General features: G+C 60.7%; 18 protein-coding genes and 1 pseudogene. 8 read left to right on the forward strand and 11 right to left on the reverse strand.

Annotation, left to right across the window (positions count from 1 at the left end):
* Positions 1-66: 66 nt before the first annotated feature.
* Positions 67-903 (reverse strand): ABC transporter substrate-binding protein, encoded by an 837-nt coding sequence (locus NKH60_RS27620; RefSeq protein WP_352874103.1) that lies wholly within the window; start codon positions 901-903, stop codon positions 67-69.
* 179 nt (positions 904-1,082) lie between these two features.
* The gene (locus NKH60_RS27625) at positions 1,083-1,919 is read right to left on the reverse strand and encodes a PfkB family carbohydrate kinase (RefSeq protein WP_352874105.1); all 837 of its coding nucleotides are present in this window, start codon (positions 1,917-1,919) and stop codon (positions 1,083-1,085) included.
* A 103-nt stretch (positions 1,920-2,022) separates the two neighbouring features.
* On the opposite strand from NKH60_RS27625, the gene NKH60_RS27630 reads away from it, so the two are divergent.
* The 4 genes from NKH60_RS27630 to NKH60_RS27645 all read left to right on the forward strand — a co-directional run bounded on the left by NKH60_RS27630 (position 2,023) and on the right by NKH60_RS27645 (position 5,352).
* A complete protein-coding gene (locus NKH60_RS27630) occupies positions 2,023-3,024 on the forward strand; it encodes an SIS domain-containing protein (protein ID WP_352874107.1) in 1,002 nt (333 codons plus the stop codon).
* Between the two features lie 64 nt (positions 3,025-3,088).
* On the forward strand, positions 3,089-4,216 hold the full coding sequence (locus NKH60_RS27635; RefSeq protein WP_352874109.1) for an NAD(P)/FAD-dependent oxidoreductase: 1,128 nt from the start codon (positions 3,089-3,091) through the stop codon (positions 4,214-4,216).
* Positions 4,217-4,673: 457 nt separating this feature from the next.
* Positions 4,674-4,916, forward strand: coding sequence for a type II toxin-antitoxin system Phd/YefM family antitoxin (locus tag NKH60_RS27640; protein ID WP_352467423.1), 243 nt, complete (start codon positions 4,674-4,676; stop codon positions 4,914-4,916).
* A complete protein-coding gene (locus NKH60_RS27645) occupies positions 4,897-5,352 on the forward strand; it encodes a type II toxin-antitoxin system VapC family toxin (RefSeq protein WP_352874111.1) in 456 nt (151 codons plus the stop codon). The genes NKH60_RS27640 and NKH60_RS27645 overlap by 20 nt, the downstream gene beginning before the upstream one ends.
* A 141-nt stretch (positions 5,353-5,493) precedes the next feature.
* Here the strand turns inward: NKH60_RS27645 and NKH60_RS27650 are convergent.
* The 6 genes and pseudogenes from NKH60_RS27650 to NKH60_RS27680 all read right to left on the reverse strand — a co-directional run bounded on the left by NKH60_RS27650 (position 5,494) and on the right by NKH60_RS27680 (position 10,450).
* Positions 5,494-5,956: pseudogene (locus tag NKH60_RS27650) on the reverse strand (TA system VapC family ribonuclease toxin).
* Positions 5,931-6,158 carry a hypothetical protein gene (locus tag NKH60_RS27655; protein ID WP_023679266.1) on the reverse strand — a complete coding sequence of 76 codons (228 nt, stop codon included), beginning with the start codon at positions 6,156-6,158 and terminating at the stop codon, positions 5,931-5,933. The pseudogene NKH60_RS27650 and the gene NKH60_RS27655 overlap by 26 nt, the downstream one beginning before the upstream one ends.
* A gap of 337 nt (positions 6,159-6,495) precedes the next feature.
* Positions 6,496-7,521 carry a zinc-binding alcohol dehydrogenase family protein gene (locus tag NKH60_RS27665; protein WP_352874140.1) on the reverse strand — a complete coding sequence of 342 codons (1,026 nt, stop codon included), beginning with the start codon at positions 7,519-7,521 and terminating at the stop codon, positions 6,496-6,498.
* Positions 7,522-7,655: 134 nt separating this feature from the next.
* Positions 7,656-8,528: a sugar ABC transporter substrate-binding protein gene (locus tag NKH60_RS27670; protein WP_352874114.1), complete on the reverse strand. Its 873-nt coding sequence runs from the start codon at positions 8,526-8,528 to the stop codon at positions 7,656-7,658.
* A gap of 87 nt (positions 8,529-8,615) precedes the next feature.
* A complete protein-coding gene (locus tag NKH60_RS27675; protein WP_352874116.1) occupies positions 8,616-9,401 on the reverse strand; it encodes an ATP-binding cassette domain-containing protein in 786 nt (261 codons plus the stop codon).
* Positions 9,398-10,450: an ABC transporter permease gene (locus tag NKH60_RS27680; RefSeq protein WP_352874118.1), complete on the reverse strand. Its 1,053-nt coding sequence runs from the start codon at positions 10,448-10,450 to the stop codon at positions 9,398-9,400. The genes NKH60_RS27675 and NKH60_RS27680 overlap by 4 nt, the downstream gene beginning before the upstream one ends.
* Before the next feature lie 167 nt (positions 10,451-10,617).
* Here NKH60_RS27680 and NKH60_RS27685 point away from each other — a divergent pair, with 167 nt between their 5' ends.
* On the forward strand, positions 10,618-11,514 hold the full coding sequence (locus NKH60_RS27685; protein ID WP_352874120.1) for a GntR family transcriptional regulator: 897 nt from the start codon (positions 10,618-10,620) through the stop codon (positions 11,512-11,514).
* A 62-nt stretch (positions 11,515-11,576) separates the two neighbouring features.
* On the opposite strand, the gene NKH60_RS27690 is transcribed toward NKH60_RS27685, so the two are convergent.
* Both NKH60_RS27690 and NKH60_RS27695 read right to left on the reverse strand, forming a co-directional pair.
* Positions 11,577-12,170 (reverse strand): DJ-1/PfpI family protein, encoded by a 594-nt coding sequence (locus NKH60_RS27690; RefSeq protein ID WP_352540695.1) that lies wholly within the window; start codon positions 12,168-12,170, stop codon positions 11,577-11,579.
* 151 nt (positions 12,171-12,321) lie between these two features.
* Positions 12,322-13,014 carry a GntR family transcriptional regulator gene (locus NKH60_RS27695; RefSeq protein WP_502901261.1) on the reverse strand — a complete coding sequence of 231 codons (693 nt, stop codon included), beginning with the start codon at positions 13,012-13,014 and terminating at the stop codon, positions 12,322-12,324.
* A gap of 197 nt (positions 13,015-13,211) precedes the next feature.
* Here NKH60_RS27695 and NKH60_RS27700 point away from each other — a divergent pair, with 197 nt between their 5' ends.
* Genes NKH60_RS27700 through NKH60_RS27710 form a run of 3 tightly spaced genes read left to right on the forward strand, consistent with a single transcriptional unit; the run spans position 13,212 to position 16,777 of the window.
* Positions 13,212-14,438 (forward strand): iron-containing alcohol dehydrogenase, encoded by a 1,227-nt coding sequence (locus tag NKH60_RS27700; RefSeq protein WP_352874123.1) that lies wholly within the window; start codon positions 13,212-13,214, stop codon positions 14,436-14,438.
* Positions 14,439-14,456: 18 nt separating this feature from the next.
* Positions 14,457-15,944, forward strand: a complete 1,488-nt coding sequence (locus NKH60_RS27705; protein ID WP_352874125.1) for an NAD-dependent succinate-semialdehyde dehydrogenase — start codon at positions 14,457-14,459, stop codon at positions 15,942-15,944.
* A gap of 11 nt (positions 15,945-15,955) precedes the next feature.
* Positions 15,956-16,777, forward strand: coding sequence for an alpha/beta hydrolase (locus tag NKH60_RS27710; protein WP_502907783.1), 822 nt, complete (start codon positions 15,956-15,958; stop codon positions 16,775-16,777).
* On the opposite strand, the gene NKH60_RS27715 is transcribed toward NKH60_RS27710, so the two are convergent.
* On the reverse strand, positions 16,778-17,527 hold the full coding sequence (locus NKH60_RS27715; protein ID WP_352823232.1) for a ribonuclease activity regulator RraA: 750 nt from the start codon (positions 17,525-17,527) through the stop codon (positions 16,778-16,780).
* Positions 17,528-17,532: the final 5 nt, after the last annotated feature.

The raw sequence follows: 17,532 nt of genomic DNA on the forward strand, positions 1-17,532 counted from the left end.
TCTATAACTCGGCCGGGCACCGTTGCTGACGGGCCCGGCCGGAAACGAAAATGAATACGCGCGAATTCACTTCTTGGGCAGATATTGATCCGGCATCGGAGTGCCCGGGAACCATTTCTCATGCAGCCGTTTCCAGGTGCCATCGTCCATGGCCTCGCGCAACGCCTTGTTGAGCGCCACGCGGAAGGCATCGTTGCCTTTCTTGACCACGAACCCGGCCGGCGCATCGAAGGACGGCACGTTCATTGTTATCTTCAGGTTCTTGTAGCGCTCCACATACTGCTTGGCGGACTCATAGTCAGTGAAATGGCCATCAATCGTCCCGTTATTCAGCGCCGCCACCGCAGTGTTGTTGTCGGGAAATTTGACAATGTCGCCCTTGAGGTTCTTCTCGGCATAGATTTCCTGCAGCGTTCCCTGGATCACGCCGATGCGCTTTCCGGCGGTGCTCTCATTGCTCGTCAGTGCCGGATCCGCCGAAATGATCGACAGGTAGCCGGCGAGATAGCCGTCGCCAAAATCCACGGTCTTCTTGCGCTGCGCCGTTGTGCCGATGGCCGCGACAGCGACATCGAAGCGGCCGTTGGCAACGGAGGGCAGCAGCGCCGAGAATTCCTGGCCGGTGAAAACGACCTGCGCCTCCTTGAACCCGAGCCGGCGCGCCACATCACGGAAGAGTTCGGCGTCGAAGCCGGTGAAGTTACCGTTGGTATCGGTGAAGACATAGGGTTTCGCATCGCCCATGGTTCCGACGCTGATCACCGTCGGGTCGATGAGGTTATAGGGGTTGTCCGCCGCGTTTGCCTGAGTTGACGAGGCCAACGTGCCAAGTCCTGTCAACAGCGCGATCGTCAGCGCCAGACCGGATTTCAAAAGTAGGCGCCTGCTCGAATTCGTCTGCATGTCTTCTCCTCTTACGATTGGCCGAACTCGGCCTTGCGATCCCACTCGACGTCTCATCTATCAAAACGCTCTTGGACGGCGTTCGGCCAGGAAGGTGAGAACGTTATCATTTTCTCTAGCATTGTCCATTTCTCGCGTCAATTGTTTCGGAGAATTTCGCAGCTAGATGGTTTCCAGTGTTAAGCGTGGGGGATCTTCGGCGTCATCTTTCCTAAGTCGATTGCTGTCGCATGGCCGATTGCCCCGTAGTACCGGCAGGTAGCAGCCGCCGCGTCCGCGGCATGGCCGAGGATGTCTTGAGGCGCCTCCTTCTTAAGCAGGCCGAACAGCGTTCTTGCGATGAAGGTGTCGCCCGCGCCCAGGGTGTCGACGGGTTTGACCAACCGCGCCGGGGTGCGGTAAGAGACGGTGTCGCCGTGAAGCACCGCGCCGGCTCGACCACGAGTCACAAGAACCCACTTTGAACCACATGCAAGCAATTCGGCCGCGATTGCGGCCAATTCCTTGTCGTCGAGACCGTCACCCGAGACACAAGCCAGATAGCAATAGGGTCCAATCTCGCGTCGATGTCCCGGTTCCCGTCGCGTGGAAAAATCATAAGACAACAGTGACTTACTTGATACAGCGGCAACCCACGGGTCCAAATCGCTGGACTGGCCGATGTGGACGGCCTGAAAGCCCGAGAGAAAATCCAGATCTTCTTGCGTCGGCGTAAACACCGAAACTCCGAGATCGAAGTCCAGGAAAATCCGATCGGCGTTGCGGTGACCTATGAGGCAGTAAGCGGTCGGTCCCTCGAGACGCCGCAATCGGGTGATGTCCACGCGCTCCGACGCCAGTGCAGTGCAGATAAGGTCCCCTGCCCGGTCTTTGCCGATCGCTCCGACATAGGCCGATCGCCCGCCGAAGCGGCTGACATAAACCGAGACATTGAGGCAATTTCCACCAGGATACATCTCGCCGCGAGCAAGATAACAATCGACCACGTTATCGCCCATCGCGGCAATCTTGACCATTGCAGGACTTTCAGTTTAAAGGGTGTGATAACGTTCGCACAATGGCTGCCCACCTGTCAATTGTGGGCCGGCCCCTAGCTCTGTCAACGAGACGAGGAAGCTCATGATTTCCGCCCTGCCCTCCGACGTGGAACGCGCCCTGACCGCTACGGCGGGCACGCAGTTTTCGCACCTATTCCTCGTGGCGTGCGGCGGTTCGCTCTCGATCATGATGGCAGGCAAATACTTCGTCGACCGTCACAGCGGCACATTTGCCTGCGACATCTACAACGCGGATGAGTTCGTCTGCCGAGACCCGCGACGGCTGGGACCTGACGCGCTCGTTGTCCTTTGCTCGCAGACCGGCACCACCCGCGAAACTGTGCGAGCGGCCAATCATGCAAAGGATCGAGGCGCAACGACAATCGGCATGACGCTCGACCAGATATCGCCCCTCGCGCTGGCGGTCGACCACGCAGTCGCCTACCAGGCCTCCTACACGACGGGCAAAGCAATCGATTCAGCCTGCAGCAACTACGGCGTGCTCTATATGTTGCTCGCCGGCCTGATCGATGCTCGGGAGGGTGCCGGGCTAACTGCCGATCTGCTGAGGAGCCTGAGCCATCTTCAGCCGGCGATCGAGCGTGCGCACCGGACCTATGCCGACCGGTTTCAGGCCTTCGCCCCCCGTTTCGCGCCGCGCAATGCGATCTACACACTGGCCAGCGGTGCCAGCTATGGTGCGGCCTATTCGTACGCCATCTGCGTGTTGATGGAGATGCAGTGGTACGATTCGCAGGCCATACACGCCAACGAGTTCTTTCACGGCCCATTTGAGGTGGTCGACCGGGATACTTGCTTCGTGGTCTTGCTGGGTTTGGACGAAACGCGGAGCCTTCCCGAACGCGCCCGAGACTTCCTTTTCAAGTACGGCAGCCGGGAAAACGTCCTGGTGCTCGATGGAGCGGAACTCGACCTCAGCGGTATGTCCGAACACATCAAACCCTATCTCGTGCCCTTGGTCTTCTTCGACACGCTTTGGCGTTTTGCCTACGAGCTGGCCGCCCTGCGCGGCCGTCCAATGCTTGAGGGCCGGCGCTACATGAAGAAGCTCACCGACTATTAGTTCCGCCGCGCTCTGCAGCCATCCAACAACTCCCAGCCCGGCTTCTGCGAAGAAGGATTTCTCCATGACTGCATCACCAAAGCCGCGCCATGTCGTTGTTATCGGCGCGGGCATCTTCGGCATCTCTTCCGCATTGCACCTTGCTCGTCTTGGCCTTGATGTAACGGTTGTCAACGACGGCGCGCCAGCCAACGGTGCATCCGGCCGTTCACTTTCCTGGCTGAACTCAGCGCGACGTGCGGACACTGCCTACCACCGCTTGAGGCTTGCAGGCATCGACCGTTATCGGACCCTGGCCGCCACAAGGCCGGAAACGGGATCGTGGCTTCGCTTTGACGGCGGCCTCACCTGGGATGCGAATGACGAGACGAACCAGATCGCGTCCGTCTGCCAGCTGGAGCAGGATATTGGTTATGACGCGCTTCTGCTCGGCCCTGCCGCAGTCGGTGCAGTGGTGCCCGGCGTCAACGCGAGCGCAATTACCCCCCAGGGTGCCATCTTCAATCCCGGCGAAGGATGGGTTGACCTGCCGTCTTTGATCAGTCTGCTGCTCAATGAGTTCCGCTCCAGCGGCGGCAAGTTTGTTCGGGACGCTGGACGCGTCCGGATAGATGCCACAGGTGGTCGCGCGCGTGGCGTCGTCACTGCCGACGGTGTGCCGGTAAAGGCGGATGCAGTGGTCCTTGCGGTCGGGCCAGCGACGCCTATCATGCTCGCAGAGATAGGAGTTCGTGTCCCCGACGCCACGCCAATTTCACTTCTCTTGAAGACCAAGCCGATCAAGACCGAGCTCCGTGCCGCGCTGAATACGCCCCGCGTGGCGGTTCGCCCGACGCCGGACGGCGCACTTGTTTTGGATTCGGCGTGGTCGGAGGAAGAAGTCGTGGTCAACTCTGACGAAACCTACACCGTGCACGACAAGACCGTCAAAGGACTGCTCGAGGAGGCTAGTGCGGTGCTCGAGGGCAATCCGCGGCTCCAACTCGCTGCCTATGCAGTTGGCCCGAAGCCCATCCCCGGCGACGGCGAGCCAGTGCTTGGCTGCGTCGAGACCGTTGCCGAACTTCACGTCGCCTTCAGCCACAGCGGCGCCACGCTTGGATTGATCGTCGGCGAATTGCTTGCCAAAGAAATCGCCTCTGGCAATCCGCATCCCATGCTTGCAACGTTCCGCCCTAATCGTTTCAGCTGAAAGGGCAATTTGGGGCAAGGCCGAACTGTCCAGATGGGTCGCGGGCCTGGGGAAGAGCCGCGTGATCGGGTTGTCGTGCTACGGCAACAGAGACGGCGAGAGGTCGGCGCTGCGCGTCCAAGCGCGAACGCCCGAAGAAGAATGCCCCGCAGACTATGGTCAGATAGCCACTCGCGATCCACTGGAGTGCGATAACCGCGACAAGTTGCGCAAGATTCCGCCCGCAAAATCAGACACTGCGCATGATCAGAAGCCGTTGCTCCAGAACGATTTCACCTTGTCAAGAGACGGCCCGCCTTGCGGCGTGCGAGGGGTCGGCAGTGACTTGACCAAGCCTTGACCAAGGGGCAGGATTGCGCCTATCGTCGCGTGCAAGCGCGATTGTCGAGCAATCTACACTCAGCTCGGTAATGAACACGGCTCGCCACGTTGACCCGACGCGCGCAAGGACAGGAAAATGACCATCACGGTGAAAGTTGGCGAGGCCAAAACGCATCTCTCGGAACTGCTTTCAAGGGTAGAAGCCGGCGAGGAGGTGATTATTTCGCGCGGCAATGATCCCATCGCTAAACTGTCGCGGATTCAACGCCGCAACGATGTCGAAGCCGTGATCGAAGAGATCAGCGCTGCCCGCGCTCGCGCCAAGCCCGTGACGCAGGACGAAATTCGGGCCTGGCGCGATGAAGGGCGTCGCGCTTGATGGCGATCATCGTCTGATGCCTTTCGTTGTCGACTTTTCCATGGCGGCTGCCTGGATTCTTCCTGATGAAGACAGCGAGGCGGCGGCCGCCCTGATGCGACGATTGCCGGGAGCAACGGCGCCTGTCCCTTCCCTGTTCTGGCACGAGGCGCGTAACGTCGTATTGATGGCCGAGCGGCGTGGCCGCATCGCGGCGGGCGAAGCTGCCACCACCATGGCACGGCTGCGCCGATTGCCGCTGGAGGACGCCGGCGGCGGGTCGGACGGCGCAGTGCTGAAATTAGCGGCTTCGCACGGGCTCAGCGCCTATGACGCCGCCTATCTGGCGCTGGCAATCGAAACCGAGTTGCCGCTGGCCACCCTCGATCGGAAGCTCGCACTTGCCGCACGCCGCCAGGGAGTCCAAATTCTCGGGCCGCTCGCGAATGGCAATTGACCTCTTCGCTCGGCCACCTGCCTATGTTATTCGACGTGCAGAAGTCTTTGACGCTCTCAATTCCGTGCTGCCTCTGGACCACCGCGACTTTCTCGCCGAAGAAACCCGAGAAGATCGAAGGTAGACCGCACCGAAGAGTCTCTACCTTGTTGGAATCAAATGCAGTGCAGACTTCCCGCCCTTCACGGCCGCCGCTGACAGCTTGTGACAGCTTGCGGTCAAAGCTGGCAAGGTGGCCGCCGCGCGCCTTGGCAAGCGCGAGAAGGTAGGTAGCCGTCACCTGCGCCGAGGTCAGGATTTTGGCTGCATCAATGTCGCCGGAGCCAACCAGGCTCACATCGTCGGGCCAGAAGCTGTGCCCGTGCAGGGTCCGCAACTTGGTAACGATTCGCGCAACAACAGCTGGTGAGCCGGGAGAATTGGGATATCTTTGGTTGCCGACGATGCGCAGGACGCCGTTTTCGGTGATGGGACACGTAGCCATGCCGAGTTACCGGTCTCTTCGAACTCCATGCGCGTCGTCATGGGCGACGTGGCCAGGATCTATCAGTGCGATCAGCACATTGACATCGAGCACGTCACGGCAGTTCGTCTCGCAAGGCATTGACCGTCTCAAGCGTGACGGGAGGTGCATCCGGCCGAGGCGACAGAAGAGGGATCCCGTTGCGCTCGCCGCCGGCTTGAGGCCGGCGCAGCGAGCGCCGGGCGAGATCGGTGATGACCTCGCCGAGGCTGCGATCCTGCTGCCGGGCGATGGCCTTGGCTGCAACCAGGACATCGTCATCGATCGCCAGTGTGGTTCTCATGTTGCCCTGCTTGGTGCGCATCAAACATCACGCATCATATAAAATAGCGACGTCGGATACTCAACCGGTGCGAATACCCGGCGGACTTGGCGTGGAACGCGTTTTGTGCCGGAAGGATTGTCGCTTCACGGCTTCAACCTTTGTATGCGACGAGAACTGCGCCCGCTGCTGCAATCAGTGAAACGCCAAGCCAGTTCGGCAGGGACAATTGTTCACTGAGGAGACCCACTCCGAATACTGTGTCAAGCGCGCCGCTTAGCCTTGGCGTCACCGAGCAACTCCCCCCATAATGCAGCATCAGGGCTGCGGTCACATATCTTGATTGTGTTTGCTGACGTCAGCCAGATCCAGCCACGTCGACAACAGCCTTGATTAGACCGGACTTCTGCTGCGCCCAGATCGCAATATCGCGTGGGCTGTCTCGCAGGGTAGTGCGATGGGTAACGAGTCGGTCGATTGGTATTTTTCCAGCGCGGATCGAGGCAATGACGTGCTGGAAATCGCTACGCGTCGCGTTGCGACTGCCGATCAGCATCATTTCCCGCTTGTGGAACTCTGGATCTGAGAAGGTTATGTCGTCCGGCACGACGCTGACCATCACCATGACGCCGCCATGGGCAACATAGGCAAAGGCAGCCTGCATCGAACGGCTGTTTCCCGTTGCGTCGAAGACGACGTCGAAACCTGCTCCCGCAGTTCGCTCCGCTATCGTTTCGACGATCGGTCTCTTCGACGCGTCGATCACCAGGAAGCCCAATTGCCTTGCGGCAAAGGCCAGCCGCTCGGCATCGACGTCCATGACGGTCACGTTGAGGTGCGCTATGCACGCAAAAAGCGCGGTGCCGAGGCCGATCGGCCCGGCGCCGATAACCAAGGCGCGAATGCCCGGCCCCGCCATGGATCTGCGCACCGCGTGAGCACCGATGGCCAGAAACTCGACCGTGGCAGCCTCGACCGGTGACAGGCCGGCCGCTGGTATCAAGTTCTGCGCCGGCACGAGAATCTGCTCGCTCATGGCACCGTCACGGTGCACGCCAAGCACCTCGATCGACATGCAGCAGTTCGGCTTTCCCTGGCGGCAGGCGGCACAATTTCCGCAGGCAAGATAGGGGTTGACGAGGATTTGCTCTCCGACCGACAGGTCCACGGGCGCGTTGATTGCCGCGATTGTTCCCGAAACCTCATGGCCCATGACGCGCGGATAGGCGAGATAAGGATGCCTGCCCTCGAAGATGTGGTAGTCGGTTCCACATATCCCGACATAGGCGACATTGATCAGTGCCCAGCCTTCGGGCGGAGTGCCTGATGCCTGCTGCTCCTCAAACACCAGCCTGCCCGGCTCAGCGCATCGCACGACTTTGATGGTGGGGCCCATGACTAGAATTCACCCCCTTGCTAAGCTGGAGTCCGAAGTGGTCCGGCGGGGGAAACCCCCGGACCGCGGGGGGGTCACACGAAGTGCGTTTCGTTATGCCGCCTCACCAGTCCGGCGCCGGGTTACCCAATGGCCTCGACGGGTTCCCCGCGGATGGCCTTGACGACGGTGTCGATGCCAAGCTCACCCATTTTCGCTGGAAATTGAGCTACGCTGGCGTCCTCCGCTCCCGACTTGATCGCTTCGATCTCACCGCAGCACGCGTCGAAGCCGACCACTATGAGGTTGTCGTTGGCAATGCCGGAATTGCTGATCGACTTGACGGCGCCAGGGATCGGCGGACCGCAGGCCGAGTAGATCGCCTTGAGATCGGGATTGGCGGTGAGGATGTCTTCGGTCACTGACGTGCCAAGTTCCAGCGTGCAGTTGGTTGCGCCCTTGCCGACGACATCGACCTTGACGTCGCCCAATCCCTCCATCATGCCCGTGACCCGGTCATCCAGAGCCGGCACCCCGGGAACGCCTTGCAGGATACCGATCTTGTCACCGCTCTTGAGCACCGTTTTAAGATACTCTCCGGCGATCTTGCCGCCGTTGAGGTTGTTGGTCGAGACCAATGCCGTCTGGCCTTTCCAGTTGGGAATGCTGTTGTCGACGAGAACCACCTTGATGCCGGCGGCGACCGCCTTGTCCAGCGCCGGCGCGACCGTCGGGTCGACCGGAGTGATTGCCAGCCCGTTGACGCCCTGCGTGATCATGGACTCAATCAGTGCGATCTGGCCTTCGATGTCGGTAGCTGCCTGGCCCTGGCCGGTGACCAGTTCGATCTCCGGATGAGCGGCCGCGTATTTCTTGGCGGCGTCCTCCATGGTCGAGTAGAACGGCACCGGGAATTTCGTAATCAGGCCAACCTTGATCTTGTCTGCGGCCGAAGCCGGCACGGAAAACGCAACAGCGATCACCAGCCCTGCGAACAGTTTTCGGTCTATTGGCATTGTATTCCTCCCTTGGATTGAGACGCCTCCCGGCGGGAGACGCTTCAGGCATTTGCGGACCTGAAAGGTCCCCAAATTTCGAACGGGTCAGGCTCCAACGATCATGGAAACCAGTTCCTGTTTGTTGCCCTTGGTCGGCACAAGTTCGCCGACCCTGCGGCCCTGGCGAAGCACCACCGCGCGATCGGCGAGCTCGACGACGTATTCCATGTTGTGAGTGATCAGGATGACGGCATTGCCCTGGTCGCGCAGCGCAGCGATCAGATTGAGCACCTGGCGTGATTCACGCAGGCCGAGTGCGGCGGTCGGCTCATCCAGAATGACAACCTTGCGGGCGAACACGGTCGAGCGAGCCACGGCGATCGCTTGCCTTTGACCGCCAGACATCATGGCGACGACGGCATCCAGCCGCGGCAGCGTAACTTTCAGGTTTGCCAGCAGAGCGCGGGTCTCGGCGTCCATCCGGCGCTGCTGCAGAAACCGCAGGCCGCGCGGAAGCCATTGCGGGCCAGCCAGCTCGCGACCGGCAAAGAAGTTCTGTCCCGGCGTCAGATTGTCGAACAGCGCCAGATCCTGATAGACGGTCTCGATGCCGGCGAAGCGCGCATCCGCAGGGGAGCGTATCTGCGTTGGCGCACCGTCCAAAAGGATCGCGCCGGCATCGAGTTGGTGCACCCCGCTGATGCATTTGGTCAGCGTCGATTTACCCGCGCCATTGTCGCCGAGCAGGCCGACGATCTCGCCGCGCCGCACCTCGATGCTGACATCGTCGAGGGCCAGAACCGAACCGAAACGCTTGGTAGCACCGCGTACCGCCAGCACGGGATTGTCCGCCGTGACCGCGTGATCGGCGTTATCCGCAGCGGCGCTCATGACTGCCTTCCGGCTTGCAGGACACGCACACGCCCTTCGAGGTAATTGCGCAGCACGTCGGACTCGACCGCGATCACGATGACCACGCCGATGACGATGAGCTGGAAAAAGACATTGACGTTGAGCAGGTTGAGCGCGTTGCGGATAACGCCGATCATGATGGCGCCGATCAAGGCATGGCCGAGGTGGCCGCGACCGCCAAGAAAGCTCGCGCCGCCAATGATCACCGCCGCGATCGTGTCCAGTTCCAGCAGATTGCCGAACAGCGGCGAACCGGCGTCGGTGCGGCCGGCAAGGATGACGGAACCGATGCCGGCGCACAGCCCTGAGATGACATAGACCGAAACCAGCACCCAGGACACGGGAATGCCCATGCGCAGCGCGGCGTCGGGCCGGCCGCCGACGGCATAAATCCAGCGCCCCCAGACCATGGTTTTAGCCATGACGGAAAGAACCGCGGCAACGCCCGCAACGACGAAAATCGATCCAGGCAGGCCCCAGACCGCCTCGCGGCCAAGCGCATCGATCGAATCCGGCATGCCAGGAATGGCGCGGCCATCGGCCAGTTGCAGGGCCAGCCCCTTGGCGATGCTCAATGTCGCCAGCGTGATGATGAAAGGATGCGGCAGCCGGCCGAAGACGTAGAAGAACCCGTTGATGGCGCCGACCGCGGCACCGCAGGCAACCATCACGGCGATCACGATGATGGCGGGAGCGCCGGCATGAAAGCTCAGCGCGCCGACGACGGAAGCCAGTGCAAGGTTCGAGCCGACGGAGAGATCGATGCCGCGTGTCAGGATGACCAGATGCTGGCCCATCGCGACAACCGAGATGACGGCCGTCTGGGCGAGGATGTTGCTGAGATTGCGTCCCGTCAGGAAATAGGGCGACAGAAAGCTGAGGACGGCGATCAGCAGCACCAGGATGACCACCGGACCAGCGCTCAGCAGCATCAGGCCGAGCGCAAGGCCGGGAACGGCTTCTGACTTCCTCGATGCCGGCAACGCTGCCTCGCCGACAGTCGTGCCGGTGTTTCCCGTTTCAGGCAAATTTCCCCTCCCCGCCGCGGCTTGTACGAGCCGCGTCGTCAAAAACTCAATTCGTGTTCAGGTCCTCTTCTTATCGATAAAAAACAACCGGCCAGGCCGGGTCAAGTTGTTTTTTATGGATAAAGTTCATGCTAAAAGGACAAGCTATAGTTCCCAAGGAAAATCCGATGAGAACCGACACCGTCTACAAGAAGGCCTTCAATCGAGCTGCGAATATGCTGCGCGACGGGCAACTGGCCGGTGAACTTCCTTCCGAAAATGAGCTTAGACGGCGAATTTGCGTCAGCCGCACAACCGTCAGAAAGGTTTTGCGGGAACTGGTTCACCGCGAACTTATCACCGAACGCCACGGCCTCAGGTCGACGGGCCGCCCGGTCAGCGACAACGATTACTATCCGGACGCCGAAACCACACCTCGCGCCAAGCATGTCGAACAGCAATTCATGGAGTGGATGCTGCGGGGTGACACCAGGCCCGGCACCAGCATCAATGAGCTCGAGCTTGCGCGCCAATTCGGCGTTGCGACCAACGGAATTCGCGAATTCCTGATCCGCTTCAGCCGGTTTGGACTGATCGAGAAACGGCCGAATTCAGGCTGGCTTTTCAAGGGTTTCACCGAAGACTTTGCACTTGAGCTCTTCGAGATCCGGGTGATGTTCGAACTGCGTTCGGCACAACTATTTTCACTACAGCCGCACAGTTCTCCCCTATGGTCGAAACTCGCTGCGCTCAAGATGGCGCATGCCGACCTGCTGGAGCGAATTGAAGGCCGTTTTCACGACTTCTCCGGCCTGGACAACCGGTTTCACCGGCTCATAAACGAGGCATCACCGAACCGCTTCATCGATGATTTCTACGACATCATCACGTTCATTTTTCACTACCACTATCAGTGGAACAAGCAGGACGAAAAGCAGCGCAACCAGGCGGCAATCCTCGAGCATCTCGCCTATATCGATGCGCTCGAAAGCCGCGAATCTGACCGGATTGAGCGGGCCTGCCGTGCGCACCTGTCGTCGGCAAGAGCAACGTTGACGCGTTCGCTTATCGGACTTGTTGAATGATGTAGTCGACCCGCCCTTGAAGGGAACCGACGCATCATCTGGAACGCGTCGGAAGCAAACGCTTACGCGTGACGGATTTCCGTTCCCAGCACCTTCAAACATTCGCGGATGAACGCTGCAAGGGCCGTCCAGCCCTTTGCCGAAACCATCGTGCCATCCACATATGCCTCCGTTGGAGACAGGTCGATATAGGTGCCGCCCGCAAGCGTCACTTCGGGCTCGCAAGCCGCCAGTGCGCCGACCTTCTTGCCACGCACGACGCCGTCCACCGCAATCAGGATCTGCACGCCGTGGCAGATCGTGAAGATCGGCTTCTTGGTTTCGTGGAAGTGGCGCACCATCGCCTGCACGCGCTTGTCGGTGCGGATGTATTCGGGCCCGCGACCGCCGGCGCAGTAAACAGCGTGGTATTGCTCCATCTGCTTCTCAGCGTCGGAAAAGGTCTTGTTGATCAGCGCATAGTGGCCGAGCTTTTCGGTGTAGGTCTGATCGCCCTCGAAATCGTGCAGCGATGTTTTGATCAGGTCTCCGGCGCTTTTGTCTGGGCACACGACGTGCACGGTGTGGCCCACCGCTTCCATCGCCTGCTGGTAGACGAAGATTTCGTATTCCTCGGTGAATTCACCGGTCAGCATCAGGATCTTTTTGCCTGGCATGGTACTTCCTTTCCTGTGACAACGGCCGGGCGAGACCTGTACTCGCCTGGTAGGTTTGAGTTTCTAGAAGGGTGAATCGGGGAAGTAGTCTTCGTTGGCACTGGCCTGCGTGATGACCGTCAACGGCGGGTACGGGGACATCGGGACAGTCTCAGTCGAACGCCAACAACAAACGGTCGCGGGAATGCTCGATATGGCGACGCATCGCCTGCTCGGCAGCGGCAGGATCGGCCGCAGCGAAAGCGGCCAGGATGGCCTCATGCTCGTCAAGCGCCTCCTCGGTGACGCGCGAATGGAACATCAGGCGGAATATGTGGAAGTGGGTGTGCTGGTGCGCCAATGTCTCGCGCACGAGTTCGTTGTTGGCGAATTCCATGACCTTGTCATGGAAAATGGCATCCTGGCGGGCGAAGTTGGAATACCGCAGGCGCTCGTCCTTGCCCTCACGGCGCGCCATGACGCCGGCCGACTTCTGAAGCTGCGCGAGCTTTACCTCGTCCATGAGCGCGGCTGCCTTGGCTGCGCCATGAGGTTCGAGCAGCAGGCGAAGCTCATAAAGTTCGTCAAACCGCCGTTTCGTGATCTGCGGCGCAGCGCGGTAACCGATCAGATGCGTCTTCAGCACCAGGCCTTCGCCTTCGAGCCGGCCGAGCGCCTCGCGGATCGGCGTGTGGGATACGTTGAATTCCTTGACCAGACTGTCGACGGTGATGCGCGAGCCCGGCGCAATCTTCAGCGACATGAGTTGCGCAAAAATCGCTTCGTAGACGTCCTCAACCAGGCTGCTGGAGCGCTGGATACGCCCGCCGCCGAGGTTCGTATCGTCCGCATTGAGTAAGTTCATGGCCTGCATGTTTTGCCTCTTGACACATTGAGTTGCTAACACGATGCTCTGGCTAATGCAATCCTATATCCTATACGATTTTATAGAGGATATCATTTGCGGCGGTTACGAGACAAAGCAATGGCGCTAGCGGTAGCCCTGCGGGAGCAGCGTGCCGCCCCAGCGGCCTTTCCAGACATCATCACAGGATGCAGGTCATGAGCCTTTTCGCTGCGATAAGGCTGCCACGCGAAATCCTCTTCGGGAGGGGCCAACGCCACGTCATTCCGGTTGTCGCGGCCAGGCTCGGGCGTCGCGCGCTCGTCTGCACCGATGAACGTTTTGCCGCAACGGGCCAGTTCGCTGAGATTATCGCGGCACTGCGAGCCGCCTCGCTAGACGTACTGGTGCATGACCGTGTGCTGCCCGACGTCCCCCGGGACACCGTTGCCGTCTGCGTCGAGGAAGCACGGAAGTTCGCGCCCGACATGGTGATCGGCATTGGCGGCGGCAGCTGTCTCGACCTGGCCAAATGCGCCGCGCTGCTCATCAGTCACGGCGGTCAGCTCCAGGATTACTACGGCGAGTTCAAGGTGCCCGGCCCGATGCTGCCGCTGATTGCGGTGCCGACGACAGCCGGCACGGGCTCTGAAGTGACCCCGGTCGCCGTGATCTCGGATCCGGATCGCACACTGAAGGTCGGCATCTCAAGCCCGTATCTGATCGCGGCCGCGGCCATCTGCGACCCTGAGTTGACGATGACATGCCCGCCGGGATTGACGGCGATGGCAGGCGCCGATGCGCTGACGCATGCAATCGAGGCCTTCACCGCCGCCAGGCGTGGGACCGATCCCGGCCTTCCGCAGAACCATGTCTTTATCGGCAAAACCGCCTTGACCGATCACTTCGCCCTGCTGGCGATCAAGCTGCTTGGCCGAAGCCTTGAAACGGCATGCCGCCGGCCCTCTGACGAGGACGCCCGGGCCGACGTCATGATGGGTGCACTTGCAGCCGGCTGCGCGTTCGGAACGGCCGGCACAGCGGCAGCGCATGCCGTGCAATATCCGGTTGGCGCGATAACCCACACCGCTCACGGATTGGGCGTCGCCACCATGTTGCCGTACGTCATGAAGTACAACAAAACAGCCGCAGCGACCGAGATGGCCGAGATCGCCAACGCGCTCTGCCTCGATGGAAAAGGCCGGACCCCCGAAGAGTTGGCCGACGCGACCATTGGCGAGGTCAGCCGGCTGTTTGGGGCAATCGGGATCACCCCCACGTTGGCCGAGCTGGGGCTGCCCGCCGATAAGCTCGATTGGACGGCGGAACAGGCGATCGGTATCGAGCGCCTCATCAAGAACAATCCGCGGCCATTCGATTTGAGGTCCATGCGACGTCTGGTCCAGGCCGCCTTTGATGGCGACCAAGCCAGCTGCGTCATGTAAACAATCGGGAATATCGAGATGAACACGTTTTCACAGGTTCTGTCGGATGATCAGGGCGTCAGCGACTTCCACACAATTTCGCACCGGCTGTATATTGGCGGCCAATGGCGCCAGTCCGCGGATGGCAGGGTGATTCCGGTCATTGATCCGTCGACGGAAGCCATCATCGCGGCCGTACCCGATGCGACCTTGGACGACGCCGCCACTGCCGTTGAAGCCGCTGCCAAGGCAGCCGATGACTGGCGGACAACGCCGCCGCGAAAGCGTTCCGAGATCCTCCGACGCTGCTTCGAACTGATGACGGACCGATCGGAGGCACTGGCTACTCTCATCGCACTGGAAAACGGCAAGGCCCTGCGGGATGCCCGAGGCGAGATCGCTTACGCGGCGGAATTTTTCCGTTGGAATGCCGAGGAGGCCGTTCGCATTACCGGTGAATTCGGTACTGCGCCTTCCGGCACCAATCGCATTGTGGTCGACTACGAACCCGTCGGCATCTGCATCCTGATCACGCCCTGGAATTTTCCTGCCGCGATGGCGACGCGCAAGATCGCGCCGGCACTTGCCGCGGGATGCACGGTGATCCTGAAGCCAGCCAGTGAGACACCCCTCACCGCCTATGCGCTCGCCGCGCTCTACCAGGACGCGGGCGTTCCACCAGGGGTGGTCAACGTCCTGACAACCTCCAGTCCCGGGCCTTTGACAGCCGCCATGCTGGCCGATCCGCGGGTGCGCAAACTCTCCTTCACCGGTTCGACGGGTGTGGGTCGCGCTCTGCTGGCAGAGGCTGCCAGGCATGTGGTTTCGTGTTCCATGGAGCTGGGCGGCAACGCACCGTTCATTGTGTTCGACGACGCCGATCTCGAAGCGGCGCTCGATGGTGCAATGGTGGCCAAGATGCGCAACGCCGGCGAGGCCTGCACGGCCGCAAACCGCCTCTATGTGCAATCTGGCATCTACGAAGCCTTCTGCGATGGCCTCGAGAAGCGGATGTCGTCGCTCAAGGTCGGCCCTGGCACTGATCCGGACACGGAATGCGGGCCCATGATCACGAAAAAGGCGGTCGAGAAGATAGACCGCCTTGTCGTCGACGCGGTCACACGCGGCGCGCGGGTCATGTGCGGCGGCTCAGTCCTGTCCGGGCGCGGTTTCTTCTATCCTCCGACGGTGCTTCGCGACGTGCCGGGCGACGCAAAGATGGCGCATGAGGAGATATTCGGGCCGGTGGCGCCAATCTCGAGCTTCGAAACGGAGGCCGAGGTCATCGCACGCGCCAATGACACCGAATATGGGCTTGCTGCCTACATTTACACGCGCGATCTGGCGCGCGGCATGCGGGTGGCTTCCCGCATCGAGGCCGGGATGATTGCTCTCAACCGCGGGCTGATGTCTGATCCGGCAGCTCCCTTCGGCGGCGTCAAGCAAAGTGGGCTCGGCCGCGAGGGAGGGCAGCATCACGGCATTGCCGAGTTCATGGAGGCGAAATACCTCGCCGTCAGCATGTGAGCTGAAGAAGAATGCAAGGCGATCCCTTTCGCATCCGCGACCACGTTGCTGATTTTGACCAAATCGTGCAGGACATTATTGACCGCAGCGAGGTCGCCCGCGCCGCCATTCCGATGGCCGCCGACGTGGCCTACGGACTGGATCCGACCGAGACCATGGACCTGTTCTTTCCCGCGGGCAAAAGAACGGCGCTACCGGTGCACATCTTTGTCCATGGCGGCTACTGGAGAATGTTCTCCAAGCGCGACTATTCATATATGGCGACGACGATTACCCAAGCCGGGGCCATCGCCGTCATCCTCGATTATGCTCTGATGCCCAAGGTCCGAATGGCGAGGATCGTCGACCAGGTGCGCCGCGCCAAGCAGTGGGTCCTGGCCAACATCGCCGATCATGGCGGAAGCCCGGCGGCCCTGACTGTCAGTGGTCATTCGGCAGGAGCCCATCTTGCAACGTTTCTGTTCGAGGGCGAGCATACCCCCTCGAATGTGAGGGCAGCCCTTCTCCTGAGCGGACTCTATGATTTGAAGCCGCTCCAGGATTCCTTTCTCGCCAACGAGATTGGAATAACCGACGAGGAAGTCGCCATGTTCACACCTCTCGCCTGTCGGCATGATGCTCAAACCAATGCGGCGGTTCTGGTCGGAGCCAACGAGACGCCACCCTTCCATCAGCAAGCCGATCGATTCAAAGCAAGCTTGCTGAGGCAGGGATCGTTGGTAACGTCGCATGTGCTCCCGAACCGCAACCACATGGACAGTGTCAGAGATCTTGGCGTGCCGGGGACCGAGGCTGGCGATTGCCTGGCAAAACTGATCGCCAAGGCCTGCTGACTAACTCGGGTTCTCCAGGCGATTTGTTTTGCGCCACTCCTCGTACTCTCCGCGGGCATCGTCATGCAGCGGATAGTAGCGTTGCAACGGCCCGCCCTCCATGAGCTTCGCTCGCGAAAACTCCTCCCAATCATGATGCTTCTGTGATTCTTCGATCACCTTCGGGGCCATCACGACGGGAAGCACCACCACCCCGTCGTCGTCGGCGACGATGATGTCGCCCGGGATCACCGTGACACCGCCGCAGGCAATCGGAACGTTGACGGCATTGGGATAGATGCTGGTCTGCACATGATAGTTTGGCGTCCAGCCGCGCAGCCATAGGGGCAGGTCGAGCTTTTCGACATTGGGCCGGTCGCGCATGCACCCATCGATGACGATACCGGCCCCGCCCCTGCCCTTGAAATACGTCGACATCATATCGCCGAAGACGCCCGAGCTCATGTCGCCGCGCGCGTCGACCACGACCACATCGCCCTCCTGCGCGTGATAGAGCACGTGCCGGTGCAGCTGTGTCTCCGGATCGGCATATTCTCCTTCGGTGAAGAGGTCCGGCCGCTGCGGCAGGAACTGCAGCGTCAGCGCCGGCCCGACGATCGACTTCCCGTGGTTTTGCGCCACCGGACCGACCATGTGCGGATTGCGGAAACCCATATGGCCAAGCGTGCCGGCTACCGTCGCGGCGCCGATCTGCCTTAGCGCGTCGATCAGGTCTTTAGGCGGCCGCATGATGTCGGAAGTATGCGTCATTGTGG

It is taken from the genome of Mesorhizobium sp. M1006 (genome assembly GCF_040318825.1).
Classification (GTDB): domain Bacteria; phylum Pseudomonadota; class Alphaproteobacteria; order Rhizobiales; family Rhizobiaceae; genus Mesorhizobium.

Excerpts from the sequence above, each read along its gene's own strand:
- NKH60_RS27620 (WP_352874103.1), bottom strand. The coding sequence starts at position 903 with ATGCAGACGAATTCGAGCAGGCGCCTACTTTTGAAATCCGGTCTGGCG.
- NKH60_RS27625 (WP_352874105.1), bottom strand. The coding sequence starts at position 1,919 with ATGGTCAAGATTGCCGCGATGGGCGATAACGTGGTCGATTGTTATCTT.
- NKH60_RS27630 (WP_352874107.1), top strand. The coding sequence starts at position 2,023 with ATGATTTCCGCCCTGCCCTCCGACGTGGAACGCGCCCTGACCGCTACG.
- NKH60_RS27635 (WP_352874109.1), top strand. The coding sequence starts at position 3,089 with ATGACTGCATCACCAAAGCCGCGCCATGTCGTTGTTATCGGCGCGGGC.
- NKH60_RS27640 (WP_352467423.1), top strand. The coding sequence starts at position 4,674 with ATGACCATCACGGTGAAAGTTGGCGAGGCCAAAACGCATCTCTCGGAA.
- NKH60_RS27645 (WP_352874111.1), top strand. The coding sequence starts at position 4,897 with ATGAAGGGCGTCGCGCTTGATGGCGATCATCGTCTGATGCCTTTCGTT.
- NKH60_RS27655 (WP_023679266.1), bottom strand. The coding sequence starts at position 6,158 with ATGAGAACCACACTGGCGATCGATGACGATGTCCTGGTTGCAGCCAAG.
- NKH60_RS27670 (WP_352874114.1), bottom strand. The coding sequence starts at position 8,528 with ATGCCAATAGACCGAAAACTGTTCGCAGGGCTGGTGATCGCTGTTGCG.
- NKH60_RS27675 (WP_352874116.1), bottom strand. The coding sequence starts at position 9,401 with ATGAGCGCCGCTGCGGATAACGCCGATCACGCGGTCACGGCGGACAAT.
- NKH60_RS27685 (WP_352874120.1), top strand. The coding sequence starts at position 10,618 with ATGAGAACCGACACCGTCTACAAGAAGGCCTTCAATCGAGCTGCGAAT.
- NKH60_RS27690 (WP_352540695.1), bottom strand. The coding sequence starts at position 12,170 with ATGCCAGGCAAAAAGATCCTGATGCTGACCGGTGAATTCACCGAGGAA.
- NKH60_RS27695 (WP_502901261.1), bottom strand. The coding sequence starts at position 13,014 with ATGAACTTACTCAATGCGGACGATACGAACCTCGGCGGCGGGCGTATC.
- NKH60_RS27700 (WP_352874123.1), top strand. The coding sequence starts at position 13,212 with ATGAGCCTTTTCGCTGCGATAAGGCTGCCACGCGAAATCCTCTTCGGG.
- NKH60_RS27705 (WP_352874125.1), top strand. The coding sequence starts at position 14,457 with ATGAACACGTTTTCACAGGTTCTGTCGGATGATCAGGGCGTCAGCGAC.
- NKH60_RS27710 (WP_502907783.1), top strand. The coding sequence starts at position 15,956 with ATGCAAGGCGATCCCTTTCGCATCCGCGACCACGTTGCTGATTTTGAC.
- NKH60_RS27715 (WP_352823232.1), bottom strand. The coding sequence starts at position 17,527 with ATGACGCATACTTCCGACATCATGCGGCCGCCTAAAGACCTGATCGAC.